The organism is Mucilaginibacter jinjuensis (assembly GCF_028596025.1).
Taxonomy (GTDB): Bacteria; Bacteroidota; Bacteroidia; order Sphingobacteriales; family Sphingobacteriaceae; genus Mucilaginibacter; species Mucilaginibacter jinjuensis.
In genome coordinates this window covers 366,873-386,901 of sequence record NZ_CP117167.1, presented here as the reverse complement: position 1 = coordinate 386,901, position 20,029 = coordinate 366,873, and the positions used below count along the sequence as shown (strand labels likewise).

Annotated in this window: 21 protein-coding genes; 7 read left to right on the top strand and 14 right to left on the bottom strand. The window is 44.0% G+C overall.

Annotated elements, in window-relative coordinates:
- The first annotated feature begins 40 nt into the window (after positions 1-40).
- The 3 genes from PQO05_RS01730 to PQO05_RS01720 all read left to right on the top strand — a co-directional run bounded on the left by PQO05_RS01730 (position 41) and on the right by PQO05_RS01720 (position 1,946).
- Positions 41-901: a 3-keto-disaccharide hydrolase gene (locus PQO05_RS01730; RefSeq protein WP_273630913.1), complete on the top strand. Its 861-nt coding sequence runs from the start codon at positions 41-43 to the stop codon at positions 899-901.
- 249 nt (positions 902-1,150) lie between these two features.
- Positions 1,151-1,420, top strand: coding sequence for a hypothetical protein (locus PQO05_RS01725; RefSeq protein ID WP_273630912.1), 270 nt, complete (start codon positions 1,151-1,153; stop codon positions 1,418-1,420).
- Positions 1,421-1,700: 280 nt separating this feature from the next.
- Positions 1,701-1,946 carry a hypothetical protein gene (locus PQO05_RS01720; protein WP_273630911.1) on the top strand — a complete coding sequence of 82 codons (246 nt, stop codon included), beginning with the start codon at positions 1,701-1,703 and terminating at the stop codon, positions 1,944-1,946.
- A gap of 252 nt (positions 1,947-2,198) precedes the next feature.
- Here the strand turns inward: PQO05_RS01720 and PQO05_RS01715 are convergent, their stop codons facing one another.
- Positions 2,199-3,401: a TlpA disulfide reductase family protein gene (locus PQO05_RS01715; RefSeq protein ID WP_273630910.1), complete on the bottom strand. Its 1,203-nt coding sequence runs from the start codon at positions 3,399-3,401 to the stop codon at positions 2,199-2,201.
- Between the two features lie 122 nt (positions 3,402-3,523).
- Positions 3,524-4,663: an acyl-CoA dehydrogenase family protein gene (locus PQO05_RS01710; RefSeq protein WP_273630909.1), complete on the bottom strand. Its 1,140-nt coding sequence runs from the start codon at positions 4,661-4,663 to the stop codon at positions 3,524-3,526.
- Positions 4,664-5,053: 390 nt separating this feature from the next.
- Between PQO05_RS01710 and PQO05_RS01705 the strand changes: the two genes are divergently transcribed.
- From PQO05_RS01705 to pnuC, 3 genes are all read left to right on the top strand, one after another.
- Positions 5,054-5,296: a helix-turn-helix domain-containing protein gene (locus PQO05_RS01705; RefSeq protein ID WP_174313382.1), complete on the top strand. Its 243-nt coding sequence runs from the start codon at positions 5,054-5,056 to the stop codon at positions 5,294-5,296.
- A 94-nt stretch (positions 5,297-5,390) separates the two neighbouring features.
- The gene (locus tag PQO05_RS01700) at positions 5,391-7,442 is read left to right on the top strand and encodes a M13 family metallopeptidase (RefSeq protein WP_273630908.1); all 2,052 of its coding nucleotides are present in this window, start codon (positions 5,391-5,393) and stop codon (positions 7,440-7,442) included.
- Positions 7,443-7,563: 121 nt separating this feature from the next.
- Entirely contained in the window at positions 7,564-8,160 is a 597-nt protein-coding gene (gene pnuC / locus PQO05_RS01695) for a nicotinamide riboside transporter PnuC (RefSeq protein WP_273630907.1), read from the top strand.
- On the opposite strand, the gene PQO05_RS01690 is transcribed toward pnuC, so the two are convergent.
- From PQO05_RS01690 to PQO05_RS01665, 6 genes are all read right to left on the bottom strand, one after another.
- Entirely contained in the window at positions 8,153-9,172 is a 1,020-nt protein-coding gene (locus tag PQO05_RS01690) for a ferredoxin--NADP reductase (protein ID WP_273630906.1), read from the bottom strand. The two genes, pnuC and PQO05_RS01690, sit on opposite strands and share 8 nt — an antisense overlap.
- The gene (locus tag PQO05_RS01685) at positions 9,173-10,168 is read right to left on the bottom strand and encodes a zinc-binding dehydrogenase (protein ID WP_273630905.1); all 996 of its coding nucleotides are present in this window, start codon (positions 10,166-10,168) and stop codon (positions 9,173-9,175) included.
- 149 nt (positions 10,169-10,317) lie between these two features.
- Positions 10,318-10,926, bottom strand: coding sequence for a superoxide dismutase (locus PQO05_RS01680; RefSeq protein WP_273630904.1), 609 nt, complete (start codon positions 10,924-10,926; stop codon positions 10,318-10,320).
- Positions 10,927-10,999: 73 nt separating this feature from the next.
- Entirely contained in the window at positions 11,000-11,476 is a 477-nt protein-coding gene (locus PQO05_RS01675; protein WP_273630903.1) for a nucleoside deaminase, read from the bottom strand.
- Positions 11,473-11,808, bottom strand: coding sequence for a tRNA-binding protein (locus tag PQO05_RS01670; RefSeq protein WP_273630902.1), 336 nt, complete (start codon positions 11,806-11,808; stop codon positions 11,473-11,475). The genes PQO05_RS01675 and PQO05_RS01670 overlap by 4 nt, the downstream gene beginning before the upstream one ends.
- 81 nt (positions 11,809-11,889) lie before the next feature.
- Complete coding sequence (locus PQO05_RS01665; protein ID WP_273630901.1) at positions 11,890-12,753, bottom strand: hypothetical protein; 864 nt, start codon at positions 12,751-12,753, stop codon at positions 11,890-11,892.
- A 99-nt stretch (positions 12,754-12,852) separates the two neighbouring features.
- Between PQO05_RS01665 and PQO05_RS01660 the strand changes: the two genes are divergently transcribed.
- Positions 12,853-14,043 carry a class I SAM-dependent rRNA methyltransferase gene (locus tag PQO05_RS01660; protein WP_273630900.1) on the top strand — a complete coding sequence of 397 codons (1,191 nt, stop codon included), beginning with the start codon at positions 12,853-12,855 and terminating at the stop codon, positions 14,041-14,043.
- 328 nt (positions 14,044-14,371) lie between these two features.
- Here PQO05_RS01660 and PQO05_RS01655 read toward each other — a convergent pair whose 3' ends face one another.
- From PQO05_RS01655 to PQO05_RS01630, 6 genes are all read right to left on the bottom strand, one after another.
- Complete coding sequence (locus tag PQO05_RS01655; protein ID WP_273630899.1) at positions 14,372-15,679, bottom strand: DUF4097 family beta strand repeat-containing protein; 1,308 nt, start codon at positions 15,677-15,679, stop codon at positions 14,372-14,374.
- A 36-nt stretch (positions 15,680-15,715) separates the two neighbouring features.
- A complete protein-coding gene (locus PQO05_RS01650) occupies positions 15,716-17,080 on the bottom strand; it encodes a hypothetical protein (protein WP_273630898.1) in 1,365 nt (454 codons plus the stop codon).
- The gene (locus PQO05_RS01645) at positions 17,061-17,624 is read right to left on the bottom strand and encodes a hypothetical protein (protein WP_273630897.1); all 564 of its coding nucleotides are present in this window, start codon (positions 17,622-17,624) and stop codon (positions 17,061-17,063) included. The genes PQO05_RS01650 and PQO05_RS01645 overlap by 20 nt, the downstream gene beginning before the upstream one ends.
- Positions 17,621-18,181 carry an RNA polymerase sigma factor gene (locus PQO05_RS01640; protein WP_273630896.1) on the bottom strand — a complete coding sequence of 187 codons (561 nt, stop codon included), beginning with the start codon at positions 18,179-18,181 and terminating at the stop codon, positions 17,621-17,623. Before PQO05_RS01640 ends, PQO05_RS01645 begins: the two co-directional genes overlap by 4 nt.
- A gap of 63 nt (positions 18,182-18,244) precedes the next feature.
- A complete protein-coding gene (locus PQO05_RS01635; RefSeq protein WP_273630895.1) occupies positions 18,245-18,778 on the bottom strand; it encodes an ATP-binding protein in 534 nt (177 codons plus the stop codon).
- A gap of 91 nt (positions 18,779-18,869) precedes the next feature.
- A complete protein-coding gene (locus tag PQO05_RS01630) occupies positions 18,870-20,027 on the bottom strand; it encodes a PepSY-associated TM helix domain-containing protein (protein ID WP_273630894.1) in 1,158 nt (385 codons plus the stop codon).
- Between the last annotated feature and the right edge of the window lie 2 nt (positions 20,028-20,029).

Genomic DNA, 20,029 nt, shown 5'->3' with positions numbered 1-20,029 from the left:
GCGGCTTGCGAATAACTAAGTTTGTACAAACCTCATGATCATGAAATCTCTATCAATTAGCTTTTGCGCGGGTGCTTGCCTGCTGTTCTGTACCTCTTTTCAACCGGCTGGTAAGTGGGTGAATTTGTTAGATAAAAACATGAGCCGGTGGGACAAGTACCTCAGCTTTAAGCACACTGATGGCGACGGTGGCAAAATACCTAAAGATGCCCAGGGTAACGATATAAAAGCTATCGGCTACAATAAAGATACCGCCCATGTATTTTCTGTAGTGATGGAAAACGGCCAACCAGTGTTGCGCATCAGCGGCGAGATCTATGGCTGTGTATTTACGAAGCAGGATTTTGCAAATTATCGCCTGAAACTGAAGATTAGATGGGGCAAAAATAAATTCGTCCCGCGTTTGCATGATTATATGGACTCGGGCGTACTCTACAACTCGCAGGGCCCTGCCGGGGTTGATTACTGGCACTCGTGGATGTTGGGGCAGGAGTTCCAGGTGGGCGAGGGTACGATGGGCGATTACTGGCCGATTGCATCATCGCATATAGACATCCGCTCTACCAAAAGACGTGATACCACAACTTATATCTTCGACCCCAAAGGTGAGAAGCACGATTACGGCGGCTACTGCCAGGCCATTGCCGATTACGAAACCAAAGGCCCCGGCGCATGGACAGAATTGGAATTGATTGTATTCGGCGATAAAGCTTTGCATATTGTGAACGGGCACGTGGCTATGGCATTATCGAACTCGCGTTACAAAGATGGCGATGTGATTAAACCGCTTACCCATGGTAAAATTCAGCTGCAAAGCGAATCGGCGGAGGTGTATTATAAAGACATTCAGATTCAGCAAATTACCGCTTTACCTGCGCAATACGAGGCTTATTTTAAATAGTATATCGTTTAACGTTGGACGTATTACGTTATACGTTTTCTGGGATAGCGTATGGTAGTTGATTACTTAGAATCAAACATATAACGCCGCCCGTATAACGTATAACCTCTTCTCCTTATAAGTTCCTTTCTATAAACAAAGGTGGATAATAACCTATTAAACAGGTGTTTTCACGGGTTGATTTCGTTGGAGTTAATAGTTACCTTTAATACACTAATTTACTTAACGCTCCCTAAAATCTTTATCATCATGTCAATACAAAAAATTCTAAGCGAGGACTGGTCGTGGGTTGATGAAAAAAAGAAACCGGAGGACCGCGGGTTTATCACGTGCGAAGAAATTTATGAGGTTGAATACCTGATAGATCTTTTCAAAAAGCATTGTCCGGTTAAATCCGAAAAAGAAATTATTTATGCTATTGCCGCAGGCCTGCGATCGACGCAAGGCCTAAAACCGCGACGACAGTTCCTGGAAACCGTAAACTCCAAGCTGTTTGCCCGCGAAGCTCTGGTTGGATAAAACCTTAGCTAATCATCCTATTAATAACAACTTTACCCCTTTAAAAATATTTTTCATGCTGAGCCCCGTCGAAGCATAGGCATCAGGGCTTTGCTATGGCATAGCGAAGCCTGTACCCATTTGTCATCTCGACGATAGGAGAGATCTTCTGCGCTTAGAAGTTCTGTCGTATAAGATTTCTCCTATCGTCGAAATGACAATTTTACTCGCCGTTGTTGGTGTTGTTACCAACAACACTTGATGAGTGAATAGTTAATAATTGTTGGTGACAACACCAACAATGGCGACGAGCACACAAGGCCGCCATGTTCTGCCCGCTTTTGGCCGAAGCTGTTTGTCAGAAAAAGAGAGCCAAGAATCGAGAGTCAAGAAACAAGATCAAAGTCAAAAAAGAGAAGCATTAGGACAATCAAAAGAAGCGGTGGCCCGGACGCAAAAGCGTGGCCGTGGAGTGGATGTGTGCGGTGGAGCTTTTTTGCGTCTTGATGTTATTCACACTTTAATTGTTTTTAATAGGTGTTCATGAAATCGCTGCGCTAAGTATTGGTTACTTTTGGATCAAGCCAAAAGTAACAGCCAACCCGCGGCGATTGAGCGGGGCTAACGTACGTTACAGCACAAACAAATGATCACAGTTATTGCGTTAATCAAAGCACTGTCTCTGTAGGTCGGGGATTGCTTCGTTCCTCGCAATGACGGCAGGTGGTCATCGATTTAAATAAGAAAGGCGATTGTATGCAATCGCCTTTCTTATTTATCTTACGTCTCTCTACCAAAACTATTTCTCTGCCAACAAATCCTGCGTTATTTTCTCAAACTGGCTGATAAACTCGGTGTAATACTCACCGGTACCGGGGCCGCTAAAGCCGGTATAAATTTTACGCACGTCGCCTTTTTTATCGATGATAAGCGTGGTTGGGAACGAGAAGAAATTGGCCAGCGCGGGCAGGCTTTCGCCGGTTTCCTTTTTGTTGCTGGTATGGCCGGTAATTAATATCGGGTAGGGTATATTGAAGTGATTTTTCTCGCGTAGCAGTGATGCCTTCGATTTGTTGAAATCTGTAGTGCGCTCGTAAGCAAGGTCAACCACCTCTACGCCTTTGTTGTGGTATTTTTTATAATAGTTTACCAGGTAAGCGGTTTGATCCATACAGTTAGGGCACCACGAACCCATAATTTCTACAATCACAACCTTATTTTTAAAGCGGGCATCGCTTAAGGATACTTTGTTACCGTCCAGATCAGGGAACGAGAACTCCAGTTTTTTATAACTCGGTTTCAGGAAGGTAAGCGAGTAGGCATCCGGTAGTTTAGCATTCTCGTTACGTACCGCATGCCACGGCGTTTTACCGAAAAGGCCATCAACCAGCGTATACTCATCTTTTAAAGTAGCGGTGAACAAAAATGCATGGCCGCCATCAAAGCACGACAGGGATAGCTTATTACCCGAGAGTGATCCCTCCAAATAGCGGTAATCGCCGGTGGTGGTTAAAAACGTGCCGGTTACTTTACTGCCGGTTTGTTTAAATATAGCCACAGTGGTATCAGGCTGATCAACCCCAATAATGGCCGACCACGTGCCGGCAATGCTATACTTAGTAGGCTCACTCTCTTTAAAACGATAAGCTACGCCCGGCTCTGCCGCAAAAGGGATCAGCACATCACGTTCGCCCAGGTGGCGGACCCAGTTTCCTTTTAGGCTCGCTCCTTCAAACTTCAGCTTAAATTCTGAGTCAAACAGCGGCATCTGGATCAATACCGAATCGTCCTTAATTTTAATATTATTAACCCTAAAGCGCTCGCTGCCATTAATAATAGCTATTTGCTGGTGCCCGGCAGTATCCTTAACCTCAAAATTAAAAGGCAGTTCGCCGGAAGGTATCTGTAACGTACCCCTCCAAATACCTTTGGTTAATTTTTGTTGTGCAAAAGTGCTGGCGCTTATTAACAGCAGGGCTAAGAGTACGATGCGGATTTTCATTGCAAGAGTTTGTTTTTTAAATATAACGATATGCCACGAGCAATGGTTGTTTTTTTAAAGCCGGGGGCAAACGTATAGTCTACCAAAACAGTAGTCTTAGCAAAGGTAATAACAGCGGCCAATTATTTCAATAATTCGCGCGATATGACAATTTTCTGAATCTCAGACGTACCCTCATAAATTTGTGTGATCTTGGCATCACGCATCAATCGCTCTACATGGTACTCTTTTACAAAGCCATAGCCACCGTGTATCTGTACTGCTTCTACAGCAACTTTCATAGCCGCTTCTGATGCAAACAGCTTAGCCATAGCACTTGCCGAGCCATAAGGTTGTCCATGATCTTTTAACCAGGCGGCACGCAGGCAAAGCAAACGGGCAGCGTCAATCTCGGTAGCCATATCAGCCAGTTTAAACTGAATGGCCTGGTGGTCTGATAATGGCTTACCAAAAGTTTTGCGTTCTTTCGAGTAATTCAGCGCTAGCTCATAAGCACCCGATGCAATACCCAAGGCCTGTGCCGCAATCCCGATGCGGCCACCCTCCAGCACTTTCATGGCAAAAGGGAAGCCCGAACCATCTTCGCCAATACGGTTTGCTTTGGGCACTTTAACATCTGTAAACATGATCGAGTGTGTATCTGAGCCACGGATACCCATTTTGTTTTCTTTGGGGCCGATGGTAAAGCCTTCCATGCCACGCTCAACAATAAGCGCGTTGATTCCCTTACCGCGTTTTTCGGCACGTGTTTGTGCAATAACGATATAGGTAGATGCCGAGCTGCCGTTGGTGATCCAGTTTTTGGTACCGTTAAGCAGGTAATAATCGCCCATATCAATAGCGGTGGTATGCTGCGATGTAGCGTCTGATCCTGCCTCGGGTTCCGAAAGGCAAAAAGCACCTATCACTTCTCCTTTGGCTAATGGTACCAAATATTTTTGTTTTTGCTCTTCGCTGCCATATTTCTCCAATCCATAGCATACCAGCGAATTATTAACCGAAACTACTACCGATGCTGAAGCATCAATTTTAGATAGCTCTTCCATCGCCAGTACATACGATATGGTATCCAAACCACCACCGCCATATTGGGGCGATACCATCATGCCTAAAAAACCGAGTTCGCCCAGTTTCTTCATTTGTTCGGCAGGAAACTTTTGGTGTTCGTCGCGGTCAATCACACCGGGCTTTAATTCATTTTGCGCAAAATCGCGCGCAGCCTGGCGAATCATCAGTTGTTCTTCAGTAAATTCGAAATTCATATATGCGGTATATATTGGTATTCAAAGATATGGAATACTATGCATGCATAGTAAAATTTAGACGCAAAAAAAAGAGAGCTCTTGCGAAGCTCCCTTTCCCCTAATTAATTTAAACTATTGATTAAACCCAAAACAAAGAACAAAAAACCTCAGCTTGGGCGTCTGAGAATTCAAAAACAAATTTTCTACAGGTAGATGTTGTTTTTCATAGATGATGTAGAGTCATTAAGAACATTACAAAAGTAAAGCCACAATTTTAATTATATCCTTACTAATACGTCAGAATTTACTATTTTCACCTTATATTTTATTGCTTTCTGCGAAACCATATTAACTAATTTGCAGCGGCAGCGAATTATTAAGATGACCCCTAAAAAATAAAAGTAAAATATGTTACTAACTGATTTTGAATACCTTAACAATTCAGAAGATGCCTTTAAAAAGAAGGTTGCATTGCAAATTAAGCGTCTTCGCCGCCAAAACCAGGTTACACAGGAGCGGTTCTACAGCGAAACCAGTATTAATATTGCACGACTGGAATCGGGCAAAATTGACGTTAGGTTAGACACGCTACGCAAAATTTGCTACTATTTTGACGTTTCTTTATCAGGTTTTTTCCAGGGTATTTATTAAAACACTAATTTTTAGTGTAGTATTTTAAAAACAATTCCATTTTTCTATACAGCAATTCCTAAATTGTGTACAGAACCAAATACAATCTATCAAAATGAATAAAAAGATACTCTCAGGCCCGCTATGCGCGGCCGCTGCATTGATGCTATTAAGCGCATGCCACAATAATGCAACACCAGATTATGCTGCAAATGATGCGGTATATAAAAATCTGGACACTACCGTTAAACCCGGCGACGACTTTTTTAAGTATGCCAACGGTGGCTGGATAAAAAAGAACCCCATCCCTCCGGCTTACTCGCGCTGGGGTATTGGCAACCTGGTTAGCGATGAACTACGCGACCGCTTAAAGAAGATCAACGAAGACGCGCTGAAAGAAAATGCCGCAAAAGGCACCAATTCGCAAAAAATTGGCGATTTCTACTATAGCGGTATGGATACCGTAGGTATTGAAAAACAGGGCCTATCGCCATTAAAAGCTGAACTGGATAAGATTGAGGCAGTAAAGGACACCAAATCATTACTGGATGAATTTGCGCATTTATCAAACATTGGCGTAACCACACCTATTGGTGCTTACGTTGGTCAGGATGCCAAAAACAGCGATAAAATGATGCTTCAGTTGTATCAATCGGGTATCGGCCTGCCTAACCGCGATTATTATTTTAATAAAGACGAGCAGAGCGCCAAGATCCGTACCGACTATCAGCAAACGCATTTACCTGCTGTTTTAAAACTATCAGGACTGGATGATGCCGCCGCTACTGCCGGAACACAGAAGGTTTATGACCTGGAGAAATTTTTGGCAGACAGCTCACGCAAATTGGAAGACCTGCGCGACCCGTACAAAAATTACAACAAAATGCCGGTGGCTGAGCTGAGCAAGTTAACGCCACAAATAGACTGGAAAGATCTGTTTGAGAAAATGGACTATAAAAAAGTAGATACTGTTATTGTTGGTCAGCCGGAGTACTACCGTGCCCTAAGCAAAGCACTGACTACTTACAGCATTGCCGACTGGAAAGTTTACCTGCGCAAAAACCTGGTAAGCGAGTTTAGCTCACAGCTAAGCAAATCATTCCGTGACGAAAACTTCCGTTTTAACGGACAGGTAATTTCCGGTAAGAAAACACAGTTACCACGCTGGAAACAGGTTATTGACGCAGAAAACAGCCTGATGGGCGAAGTACTGGGCCAGTTATTTGTGAAAGAATACTTCCCGGAGCAAACCAAAGAGCGTTATGTAAAATTGGTTGAAGCCATCCGCAGCAGCTTTAAAGAGCATATTGAGAAACTGGACTGGATGAGCAGCGCAACCAAAACGAAAGCACTGGATAAACTATCGAAAGTAAACCCTAAGGTTGGCTATCCTGATAAATGGAAAGATTTCTCTGACTTAACCATCGTGAAAAGCCCTTATGCCCAAAACGTAATTAATGCCGCTCTTTTCTGGCACAAACGCGAGGCCGGCAAACTGGGTAAACCAGTTGACCGTACCGAATGGGATATGACACCGCAAACCTACAATGCATATTACAATCCATCTAACAACGAGATTGTATTGCCGGCAGCCCAGTTTATGATCCCCGGTGTTAAGGATGAGGATGTGGATGATGCCGTAGTTTATGGTTATGCAGCAGCATCAACCATCGGCCACGAAATTACCCATGGTTTTGATGATGAAGGCCGCCAGTTTGATGCCAAAGGAAACCTGAAAGCATGGTGGACTTTGCAGGATTCTGCTAAGTTTACGCAACGCGCACAGGTTATCATCGATCAGTTTAACAACTTTACCGTATACGGCCTGCATGTTAACGGCAAGGCTTCACAAGGCGAAAATATTGCCGACTTAGGTGGTATTGTAATCGGAGTTGATGCATTCAAGAAAACCGAGCAATATAAAGAAGGTAAAAAAATCAATGGATTAACACCGATGCAGCGTTTCTTCCTGGGTTATGCCTTAGGCTGGCTGGGCGAAGAGCGTGAAGAAGCCCTGAAAAACCAGATTGTTACCGACGTACATGCCCCAGGCTTTTTACGAGTAAATGGTCCGTTTGCCAATGTACCCGAGTTTTACGAAGCCTTCGGTATTAAAAAAGGCGACAAAATGTGGGTTGATCCTGATAAACGGGTGAAGATCTGGTAGATAATTAGCCAATTTGTTAATTCGGCAATTTGTCAATGAACGCTATGTGTAGAATTTCTCATTGACAAATTGCCGAATTGGCTAATTGACAAATTAATTAACAAATTGCCGAATTAACAAATTGACAAATTATATAGAGCTGATTGGTGTTATTACGGGTTTGCTGTGCGTTTACCTGGCTGCCATTAATAACATCTGGAACTGGCCTTTCGCCATAATCAGCGTAACGCTTTATATCTTCATTTTTTTTGAAGCCCGCCTGTATGCAGATATGGGTTTGCAGTTTTATTTTTTAGGGGCTAATATTTACGGCTGGTATTTTTGGAGCCATAAGAAAGAACCGGAGGTTAAGATTCCGGTAGTATCTATCACTAGCAAGCAAATTATCTGGACTATAATTGCTATTGCTTTAATCACACCTTCATTAGGTTATACGCTGATTAAACTTTCCCCCATTCTACATTATAAACCCGCCGCTTACCCATATCTCGATAGTTTTTGTACAGCCGTGAGCCTGATAGCCCAGCTATTTATGGCCCGCAAAATTTACCAGAACTGGCTGATGTGGGTATTTGTTGATCTGATCTATATCGGAGTTTACTTCATCAAACACCTGCAGCCCACAGCAATTATGTATGCCATTTACGCCGTTATTGCTTTTATGGGCTACCTGGACTGGCGTAAGGAGTTTAACAAACAACAAGCAAAGCTTAATTAAACTCAATCACTACATCATCATCAAGCGGGTGGCCGGTACAGGTTAGTATGTAACCATTCCTCATATCATCAGGTGTCAGTACTTCGTTACTGGCTACTTCAACCTTGCCGTTGGTACATCTGGCGAAACAGGCCGAGCATGCACCGCTTCGGCAACTATAAGGTAACTGGATATTATTTTGCAGCGCAGCTTGCAGTATAGATTGATTTTCGCCCACCATCAGATCGTACCACTCATTTTTTAAATGGATCTTAATTTTATGGGGCGGGAAATTGGTGATGCTGCTGGTTACCGGGATGGTTTCGAGCACAAAGTTTTCCTTATGGATATTGCCCGAATGTACACCCATATAATGCAACGCAAACTGGATCATCCGCATATAGGGAAACGGTCCGCAGATGTAAAATAACGTATCATCGTAATGGCCGTTGGTGAGTTGTTTCACCAGTTTTTCTACCATCAAATTATTGAGGCGATTGGCTTCGTCGCTGATGAGGTATTTAATTGACAATTGATTTGGATGGCTAAGTGATAACTCATCCAGCTGTGCTTTAAAGATAATATCGGTAGTAGACTGGCTGCTATAGATCAACGTAAACCGCAAATCCATTCCCTCCGCCAAAGCATATTTCAACTGAGCAAAAACAGGCACAATGCCGCTACCTGCTGAAAAGTAAATCAGTTGGCGATGGCTTAGATTCTCAGGTAATACAAACCTACCAGCGGGTCGAATAGCCGTCAACGTATCGCCTGCCTTTACATGAGCCAGCATAAACCGGGAAATTTCACCGTTTGAAATCCGCTTAACCGTGATCGACAACAACTCTTCATGAGGTGATGAACTCAACGAATAAGATCGCGTAATCTCCTCATCATGATGCGTAAATATCAGCGTAATAAACTGCCCGGCCTGATAAATTATCTGCTCGCCATTAGCAGGGCGGAGGTAAAAAGTAGCCGTATCGCGGGTTTCCTGTTTTATGCTGTCAACAATCAGCTGGATGGTATTCATTTAGTTGGTGAGTACAAGCTTACCAAATTGTGATGAATTTTCCATTTTACCAAAAGCTTTTTCGGCATCGGCCATCGTAAATACCTCGTCAATTACCGGGATAATCTTTTTATCGTTTACCAGTTTCAGCATGGCTTCAAACTCCTCGGGCGTGCCCATAGTAGTACCAAGCAATTGCAGCTGCTTCCAGAAAAGCGGACGGGCATTAAACGCCGGGATATTGCCAGCCGTACCGCCAAATGTAACAATTCGCGCTCCGGGGTTACACAGATCAATCACCTTGGCAAAATCATTTCCCAGCGCACTATCAATTACCACATCAAAACCACCTGCCATGTGTTTCAGTTCTTCAGCCCAATCCTGTGCTTTATAGTTTACACCGGCCGCCGCGCCTAAGTGCCTTGCACGATCTATCTTTTCGCCGTTGCCCGATGTTACAAATACCTGGCAACCCGCAGCCACAGCCCATTGCAAAGCGAATGTCCCTGTGCCAGATCCTACACCAACTATCAGCACCTTATCACCTTTTTTAGCCTGCCCTTTAGTGAACAGCGCACGATAGGTAGTCAACCCAGCCAAGGGAATAGCCGCAGCCTGTTCCCAGCTCAGGTGTGCCGGTTTGTAATGCAAGTATTTGACTTCCACCTTTACATATTCGGCCAATGTGCCATAATCTGGCAGGCCAAGAATTTTAAAATCGTCTGATTTATAACTCGCACTATCTCCCCAGTTATTACTTGGGTTGATGATTACTTCCTGGTTTAGCCAATGCTTGTCGGTCTCATCAAAAACCTCAGTCACAATACCCGAACCATCAGAACCCAATACCGAAGGATATTTAATCCCGGCATACTTGCCAATGGTAATCCAGTAATCGCGGCGGTTCAACGCAGCGGCTTTAATCTGAACTAAGGCTTCGCCCGGGCCTAAAACCGGTTTATCAATCTCTTTATATACAATTGGCCTTTCGGCGCTTTCTAATACTACTGCTTTCATAGCCTCGCCCCCTTGCCTCCGCCGTAAGGCGGATGAGAATGGTTAAATTTATTAATGTGTTACTAATAGTCATTAAACAAGAACACCATTGCATTTGTGTGCAATGGTGTCCTTATATTTCCTTACACCCCCTTTAGGGGGCCGGGGGGTTAAACCGCTTTTGCGTATAATTCAGCAACGTGGTTCCAGTTCACTACATTCCAGATAGCTGCAAGGTAGTCCGGGCGACGGTTCTGATATTTAAGGTAGTAAGCGTGCTCCCAAACATCGATACCGAAAATTGGAGTACCTTTTACCTCAGCGATGTCCATTAAAGGGCTATCCTGGTTAGGGGTTGAGGTGATAGCCAGTTTTTTATCAGGCGTAACAATTAACCATGCCCAGCCAGAACCGAAACGGGTTGCACCGGCTTCGCTTACTTTAGTTTTAAAATCGGCGAATGAACCGAAAGTGCTTTTAATTGCATCAGCCAGTGCGCCTGTAGGCTCGCCGCCACCGTTAGGTGAAAGCCAGGTCCAGAACAAAGAGTGGTTATAGTGGCCACCGCCGTTGTTGCGTACTGCTGCAGGGAATTTTGAAATATTTTTAACGATATCTTCAATATTGCTGGTTGCTTCTGGTTTACCCTCAAGCGCTTTGTTAAGGTTAGTAACATAAGCCTGGTGATGTTTGCCATGGTGAATTTCCATAGTCAATTTATCAATGTGTGGTTCCAGTGCGTCGGTTGCGTATGATAGCGCCGGTAGTTCGAATGCCATAATCGTATTTTTAAAGGTTAAAAGAATGTGTTACAAATATAAAGCCCTATGTTCATTATTTGTTCTGTTAATGTCAAGTTTTCTGGCGGCGGCTTTTAAAGAAGTCTTTCACCATCTGCCCGCACTCATTTTCGCGAATGCCACCGGTAATTAATGTTTTGGGATGGGTGATTTTCTGGTTCAACCTGCCGAAACCCAGCCGGGCATCATAAGCCCCAAAAACAATGCGGCCAACCTGGAACCAGTACGATGCACCTGCGCACATAACGCAGGGTTCCATGGTTACATATAGGGTACACTCGGGTAAATACTTGCCGCCCATATAATTGGCTGCGGCTGTTAGAGCCTGCATTTCTGCATGGGCCGAAACATCATTTAGCCGCTCGGTTAAGTTATGCCCGCGACCGATGATCTGCCCTTTGCAAACCACAATGGCACCAATAGGGATCTCATCTTCGGCCAAAGCCAGTTTGGCTTCGCGGATGGCTTCGTTCATGAAAAAATCATCGGGCGAAATGATGGCTTCGCCCTCAAAATTGATATACCTCATATTAGTTTGCTTCCGTTGGGTACCGGGCGTTCAATTGCCGTTAGTACGATATCGCCGTTCTCGTCAGCCAGTCCTGTTACCAGAAACTCCGACATAAATTTACCGATCTGTTTTTTAGGGAAATTAATCACACCCAAAATTTGACGGCCAACCAACTCTTCTTTCGTATAATGTTTCGTAATCTGCGCACTCGACCATTTGATGCCGTGTTCGCCAAAATCAACCCTTACCTTATAAGCAGGTTTACGTGCTTCGGGATAATCAATCGCTTCCAGTATGGTGCCAGCATGCAGGGCTACCTTTTCAAAATCGTTCCAGGTGATGGTTTCCATGGAGGCAAAGATAGTTTTTTTGGTTGTCTGTTATCGGTTGTCTGTTGTTGAGAGGGCTACTTCATCTTACTCATAAGTGGATTATCGCTTTCTAATCAGTTTATATTTCAGCTTATCTACTAAGAGCAGGGTTGAATCGGCATTGGGACGCGTTTCATAAAGGCTTAATGTATCGGCCATTATTTTAAATGTATAAGACTGTTGATGTTTGGTGTATATATCAAATGTAAATCCATCTAAATTATTCATCGGTTCACCGCCAAGATCATAATCAATCATATAGCTTTTAAATGAAGACAACCCTGTAATTTTCCCGAAAGGACTTAAAACAACATCGGCTTTCTTGCCAAGGCTGTCAATTACAAAATATTTTCCGGCCACCAAGCCTTTATTCATTAGATAAACAAGACCATCATCTAAATCGCCATCATGTTTAAAAGGTCTTTTTAATACTCTGATATACATTGTTGTAGGAACATCATCGGTTTTAGTTTTATAAAGTATTAGCATCGTATCCCTTCCGTGAATTTCATAGCCCAGCTCACTTCCATTTAACAATATGGTTGAAGCCCTTTTACCGCTATGGAATTTTATCTTCATATCAGCACCTTCATGATTATCCCAACCACCATGTGCTACCAGGCTATCGCCTCTAATTGAGTCTAAACTAACTTTAAAGGTCGTTAATCCAATTGCCAAGTCCATTGCCTCAAAAGGAGACTTAGTTTTAATCACCTTATCAATATAATCTTGCTTTACCCAGACACCGTTAATAATAGGGCCAAATTTTTTAATTAATTGTTGAGCTTCTTCAGTTGGAGCTGTTTTAGCAGATGTCGTAGTGGTATTGCTAAGCGTATTATGTGATGATTTGCTTTTGCAGGAGCCCCAAACGAATACAGTAAAAACTAAAAGTATAAAGGGTTTGATATGATAATTATACATTATGAAAGATTTCGATAAATATATAAATCTCTCACGACGAAAATCATTGTACCGACAACTGATAACCGACAACTGCCAACCAAATCTTATCTTTGCACCATGATTGATGTGATCCTTAAAAAAGGGAAAGAAAAAGCGGTAATGCAAAGGCACCCATGGTTGTTCTCGGGTGCGATAGATAAGGTGAAGGGCAAACCGGCCAATGGCGATGTGGTGCGCCTGCTGAGTACGGATGGTAAGTTTATGGCTTACGGCTTTTACAACGATCAATCGCGCGTGGCGCTGCGACTGCTGGAGTGGAACGAGGATGTGGCTATTGATGGCGACTGGTTCCGTAAGAAAGTGGCAGTGGCAGTAGCAAGTCGTGCCGAATTATTGTCCGATGGCAGCACCAATACCTGCCGCTTAATTTTCAGCGAGGCTGATTACCTGCCGGGGTTAATCGTTGATAAATATGCTGATTATCTTTCTTTACAGATCCTCACATCGGGTATCGAAAACAATAAAGCTGTTATTATTGATGAGCTGGAGAAACTGTTGCAACCTAAAGGCATCTTCGATAAAAGTGACGCTTCATCGCGCGAGCATGAGGGACTTGGTGCATCAAACGGCGGCGTACTGGCCGGTGCCCATCCACCCGAAATTGTGGAAGTGAAAGAGAACAATGTAGTTTACGGCATCAACATCGCCGAAGGCCAGAAGTCTGGTTTCTACTGCGATCAGCGGGATAACCGCCATATTGTGGCTGCGCATACCAAAGGCAAAAAGGTGTTGGATTGCTTTTGCTATACCGGCGGCTTCACCTTAAATAGCCTAAAGCAAGGCGCAGTTTCGGTTACCAGTGTAGATAGTTCGGCACTGGCGATAGAAACCCTGAAACAAAATATTGAACTGAACGGTCTGAATGCCGATATACATAGAGCTTTCCAATCCGACGTAAACAAGCAACTGCGCAAGTTTAAAGAAGATGGCGAGACGTTCGATCTGATCGTTCTCGATCCACCTAAATATGCGCCATCACGCTCGGCGCTTGATCGTGCTGCACGTGCTTACAAAGATTTGAACCGTATTGCCATGCTGTTGCTGAACAAAGGCGGCTTGCTGGCTACCTATTCATGCTCTGGCGCTATGGATATCGATAACTTTAAACAAGTACTGGCCTGGGCGGCATTGGATGCAGGTAAGGAAGTGCAATTTATCTACCAATTTTGCCAGCCGGAGGATCACCCGGTTAGGGCTTCGTTCCCGGAAGGGGAGTATTTGAAGGGATTGTTGTGTAGGGTGTTGTAGGATTTCGGAAGTCGGATTTTCGATTTCGGATTTTTCAAGAAAATCGTCATTGCGAGGAACGAAGCGTTTGTCATGCTGAGCTCCGTCGAAGCACCCGACTTGCAGAGCCGCTCTGTATAGTTCGCGATTGCTTCGTACCTCGCAATGACGGTAATAGTTCATGACTTAAGCGCATTGTCATGCTGAGGCACTCGAAGCATGGTGCAGAGGGCCGACGCTTATGCTTCGAGTGCCTCAGCATGACAGGCCGACCTTTAAAAAGTAAACCCTGCTTTTTACGGCAGGGCTTGCAAAAACAAACTAATCATAACGCTTCTTCAACAGCCGCTTACTGATCAAACTTAATACTGGTGAAGTTTGATTTAATAGTAACCGTTTTGGCCGAACCACCTTTACCGGCGTGGCCTTTGTAGGTTTTGTTAGGGTTGTAGTATTTGCGTTCGCCATCTGTGGGGGTAGTGTTGGTTACACTTACGGCAGAGTCATCGTAATTAAAGCCGCCCATTTTTGTGCTAATATCAAAATCGAAATTGTCTTTCGGGTTAAGTACCACTTTGCTGAAAGATGCATCAATGTTGAGGCTCTTCAGGTTTTTATCCAGTTCGCCCACTTTAAAACCAGTACCACCGCGGGTATATTTTAAGGTGATGTCGCCTGATGAGGTTAGCTTATCCACATCTAAACCTGCAAAGCTTACTTTGGCTTTCAGCTTATCGGCAGTACCAATTTTAGCGGTTCCGTAGCTGATGTTAAACTCGTCGCTGTTTAAGTTTGCGATGGTGGCGTCGCCAAATTTTACGTTGATCTCGTTCATTGGGTTAGACAGATCTTTGGCAGTAAGGTTGCCGAACTTTACATCAAGCGATAGTTTACCGCTCAGATCGGGGACGGTAACTTCACCAAACCTGTTGCTGATGCTCAGGGCATTTTTTGCAGGCATATAAACCGTGTAGTTTACTACCACACGCCTAACATGGCTTTTACCATCATCGTCCCACGATCCCCAGTTGTTCTCCTCGCCGGTTTTTTCAATATCTGTTTTAAAAGATACGCCCTCGCCTTCTTTACCATCTTTAATGGTCACCCTATCCAGTATCTTCTGCGCTTCAGTATCATTATCGCCATCGGCTTTAATTTCTACATCAACCTTCACCTCGTTTTTGGCCCAGGTATTTACGTTTACTTTACCAAACTGGTTATCTATCGCAATTTTATCGGTTGCGCTAATGGTGTAGCTTTTGGTGTACGGCTTGGTTTTCTCTTTCACCTCGCCGCTGGCTATCTTTTTGGCAATGTAATCATCACCTCTCATGTAAGTACGGTGGCCGTTTTCATCGCTGCCGCCTATAGAGAAGCTACGGTCATTTATCTTGTCGCCCATGGCCTGCACGTGCTCCATATTTAATTTGGATTGCTGGGCACGCAGATCATTCATTTGCCTTTGCACGTTACGCATCTGCTCTTGCAGATTTCGCATTTTTTCGCGGTAGTTAGTGGCAGTAGTATCAGTGCCGCTGCCTGAAGCAGCCGGGGTTTCTGATACTGTTGATGAGGTATCGCCTTTCTGTTGGGCAAACGTTCCGTTGGCTGCAAAAAGGCAAAGCGCGGCCAGAACAACTTTTTTAAGTGTTTTCATATTGTTAGGTTATGGTGATTAAGGGACTATCGAATATTAATCGAATTTGACGCTACCGAAGGTTGATTTGATGGAGATCACTTTATCTGCATTGCCTTTACCTACTTTGCCTTTATAGGTTTTAGTAGGGTTAAAGCCCCGCTCGCCATCTTCGGGCGTTTTGCTGGTAATGCTTACCGGTACAGAGCCGTAGCTAAAGCCGCCGTAGCTTACCGATACGTTAAAGTCGGTGTTCTGATCGTTGCTCAGGCCCAGTTTTACACCAGAGTATGATGAGTTGATGGTGAGGTTGGTTACGTTTTTGCCTACGTCGCCCACTTCAACCGTGCCGCTGAAACGTGCATTGATATTACCAGACGAAGTTAGTTTAGTGATTTTAGCAGAGCTGTAGCTTACATCAGCATTCAACTTATCGCTTTCGCCAATTAACAGGCTGCCATAAGACACCTTTACTTCACTGCCTGACAGGCTTTCTATTTTGGCAGAACCGTATTGTACTTTGATCTCATTATCAGGGTTGTTTAATGCTTTGGCAGTTAAGCTCCCATAAGCACTGTTGATAATTACCTTACCGCTTAAAACATCAGCCAATACTGTACCGCCATAATTGTTGGTAATGGTAAGCGGGTTTTTAGCCGGCATGTACACCGTATAGTTTACTTCTATTTTGCGCACGTGGCTTTTGCCCGAACCAAACCATGAGCCCCAGTTACCACGGTCGTCATTACCGATACGGGTTTTAAAGTGCACACCGTCGCCATCTTTGCTGTCGCTGATGCTTACGCCATCGAGTAGTTTTTGTGCAGCATCATCGTCATCCGCAGCGGCTTTCATTTGTATATCAACCTTTATTTCGTTGCGGGTCCAGGTATTAACTGTAACACGGCCAAATTTATTCTCGATCTGTAGTTTATCGTTGCCATCAACACTGTAGGTCTTGCTGTAGTTCTTAATCTTCTCCGCAGCATCGCCGCTTTGGATCTTTTTGGCGATATAATCGTCGTTGCCATTTACAATGGTTACGCTATTTGAACCGCTGTTCGACAGTACGCCCAGGCTTTTGTTTAGGCCCGATACATTATCTTCATATGTATAGCTTAAACTTTTCGAGCTTTTCTTTAACTTCTTACTGGCCTCGCGCATGGCCAGTTCGGTCTTTTTGAATTCTTCAACGCGGATGCTGTTCATTTGCTTTTGCAGGTCGCGCATCTGGTCCTGCAGCTTATGCATTTTATCAGTGTAATCTTTGCTTTGATTAGCATCGGCACTGTTGGTATAAGGGTCTGCCGGGGTAGCCGGTGTGGCAGGTTTAGCAACGGCCGAGCCCTGTGCGAAGGCCATGCCTCCTCCAAATAAGCACATTGCTGTTATAAGGGCCGTATTAAATATTTTTGCTTTCATCTTGACTTTTAACTTGATTGTATTGTTCAATAACTTGTAACTGCTGGTTTAAAACCTCGGTCTGTATCTGCAAGTTCCGGATCATTGCTCGTAACACACGCTCCTGGTTAGGGCTGGTTTTTAACTCACTTGTTAGCTTTTTATAGGTAGAATCCATTTTAGCGATCTCGCCGCTAAACTCTTTATATAACTGAGGGTCTGATTTTGCAATCAGGTTCAATTCTGATCTTTTTGCTTTTACCAGCGATGCATATTTAACCTGCTGTTTGGCATACTCGGGGTTAATGGCTGCCAGGTTAACGCCTCCTGTTGTTCTTGCGCTTCTCAGGTAGAATACGAAACCTACGCCCATTACCATAATGATCATGGCGGCCACTCGTAATACGAAGCCAAGTGAGAAGGTTTTGGCTTCCCGCTTTTTTGGCGCCTCTTCCTCCGTAAAAGTTAGTCTGCTTTCAATATTGTCCCATAAAGCTGCTCTTGGCTCCAGTTCATCAAAACCATCCCGGTTATCATGAATGAAATCTTCTAATCGCTTGCTCATGCTACTTTTCCTCTCTGTTTTAATATTTCGGTCAGTTTTCGTTTTGCTCTTAAAAACTGGGTCCTTGATGTATTTTCGTTAATTTTTAATATCTGTCCAATCTCTTCATGGTCGTAACCTTCCAGCAGGTAGAGCGATAATACCACCCGGTAACCTTCGGGCAGCAGCTGTATGGCGCGCTTCACCTCTTCTACCTGGTATTGTATTTCTTCATCGTCAAACCCCGGGTCATCGGCTATGTTTTCCAGTTGTTCGCTCTCCATTTCCACCAGTTCAAGCTTGCGCTTTCGAAGCAGGTTGATAGAGCGGTGAACAACAATTTGTTTCATCCACAGGCCGAAGGTTGTTTCCTGCCTGAAATCTTTCAGTTTGTTAAAAGCATCTACGAACGATTCCTGCAATACATCTTCAGCCTCCTCAATATTGCCCACTATCCGGTAGGCCACATTAAGCATAGCTTTCGAGTATAAACGGTAAAGCTCGTAGCAGGCTTTTTTACTTCCCTGCTTACACTCAGCCACCAGGCTGTAATGTTTGTCTATGTAAACGGCTTCCAATGTGATTAGCTTTCGAGTATAAGAGACGCAACGTTTTTACCAACGTTGCACGAAAGCTAAAAATTAACGAAAAGAATTGAGAAAATCTCCAACGGCGCTAACTGCATTAGCGTAACGATCGGCTCCTGTGCCCGAAATAACGACGTAGCGGGCATTTAAGGCTTGTAGCTCTTTGTGCCAAACATCCATAAAATGTTCGCGCATGTTGGGGAAATCGCGCAATGGATCATCTTCCCAAGCCAGGTCGATGTTTAAAAGTAAGTATAAATCGTAGGGGTGTTTGGGCAGTTCGTCCAGCACTTCCTGTGGCGATTTACCAAAGAGCTGATCGCTCCAGATCTTGACGGTGATAAATGTGGTATCGCAAATAAGAAGTTTGTTGGCTTGAGGTTCCAGTTCTTTCTCCAGTTGCAGCTGGCCGTAAAACATATTGATCTCATCCTGCCAGGTATAATCGCCGGTCAGGTTTTCGCAATAGCCGCGGGCAAACTCGGGCACCCAAACGGTATTAAAGTAATCGGCCAGGTATTTAGACATGGTTGATTTACCTGTTGATTCGGGACCTACTACAGCTATTTTGAAGATCTTATTTTCCATAAAAATGCCTCTGCGAAGTTCCGAAGATACTCACAAAGGCATTAGATCATAAAAGCTATTGAAAATAATACAATCAGCAGAGAATTAGCTGTTATGCCAGGTGGTGCTTCGTCCGCCTATCGATAGCATGCCTTACCTTTTTAGTTTTAGGCTTTTTACGCTTACCCAGCCAGATAATAAAACCGGTGATAGGTAAGGTGGCACAAATCAGGCTGGCCAGAAAAGCGATGATCTTACCGGTGAGGCCCAGTATCTGCCCTACGTGAACATCGTAGTTCATATCATTCAATTTCATGCCTATGCTCTTCTTCGCATTGGGAGTTACCAGTAAGAGCTTGCCGGTATAACGCTCGAAGTAGTAGTTATCGGTATGATCGAAATGCATCGATTGTGGGTAAGCTGTTATACCAACCGTACCTGCAGCGGATTGATCATCATTCACCAAAAACATTTGTGCCGTGGCCGAATGTTCCTGAGCATATAAAAGCGCATGGTCAATCACCGGATAATTTACAGCCTTTGCTTTGTTGAGCGAATCTGACTTAGGGAAAGTTTTCTCTATCGCATAGCCTTTACCCAGGTTACCTGCGCGGTAAATCCCTTCACGTACCCAATCAAAAGTCATGGATACGCCAGTTATGGCGAGGATAATGGCAATCGCGGTAGAATAAAAACCTAATACATTGTGCAGGTCGTAATTGACACGTCGCCATTTGGCACCCCATTTTATGGTGAAGCTACGTTTGCGGTCAGATTTGCGTTTAGGCCACCAGAGGATAATCCCGGTAATCATGATTGCCACAAATATCAATACCGAAATCCCTACTATCATTCCACCTATCTTGGGTGGCAGTAACAGGTAAAGGTGAATGTACTCGACAATTACAAAGAAGTTTTTGGCGTAGATCTCTGAGTGTAAATATTCGCCGGTATAAGGGTTATAATAAGCAGCCAGAAAGCCATCTTTTTTACTATTTACCAATACAGCCGCGGGGCGCGTTTTGCCATAGTAGTAAATATAATTGGCAGTTGCGCCGGGATATTTACTAAGTGCCTTTTGCTTTAAAACCGAAGGTGTAAGGTATGGTTTCGCGCTTGCCTCTACATGTCGATAGCTGTATAAAGCATCCTGTATCTCGTCCTGAAAGCAATAAATACAGCCGGTAACACTCACTATAAACACCACCAGCCCGGTGATGAAACCGAGCCAGCGATGCAAAAAGAGTATGGTCTTTTTAAATACAGTCATTA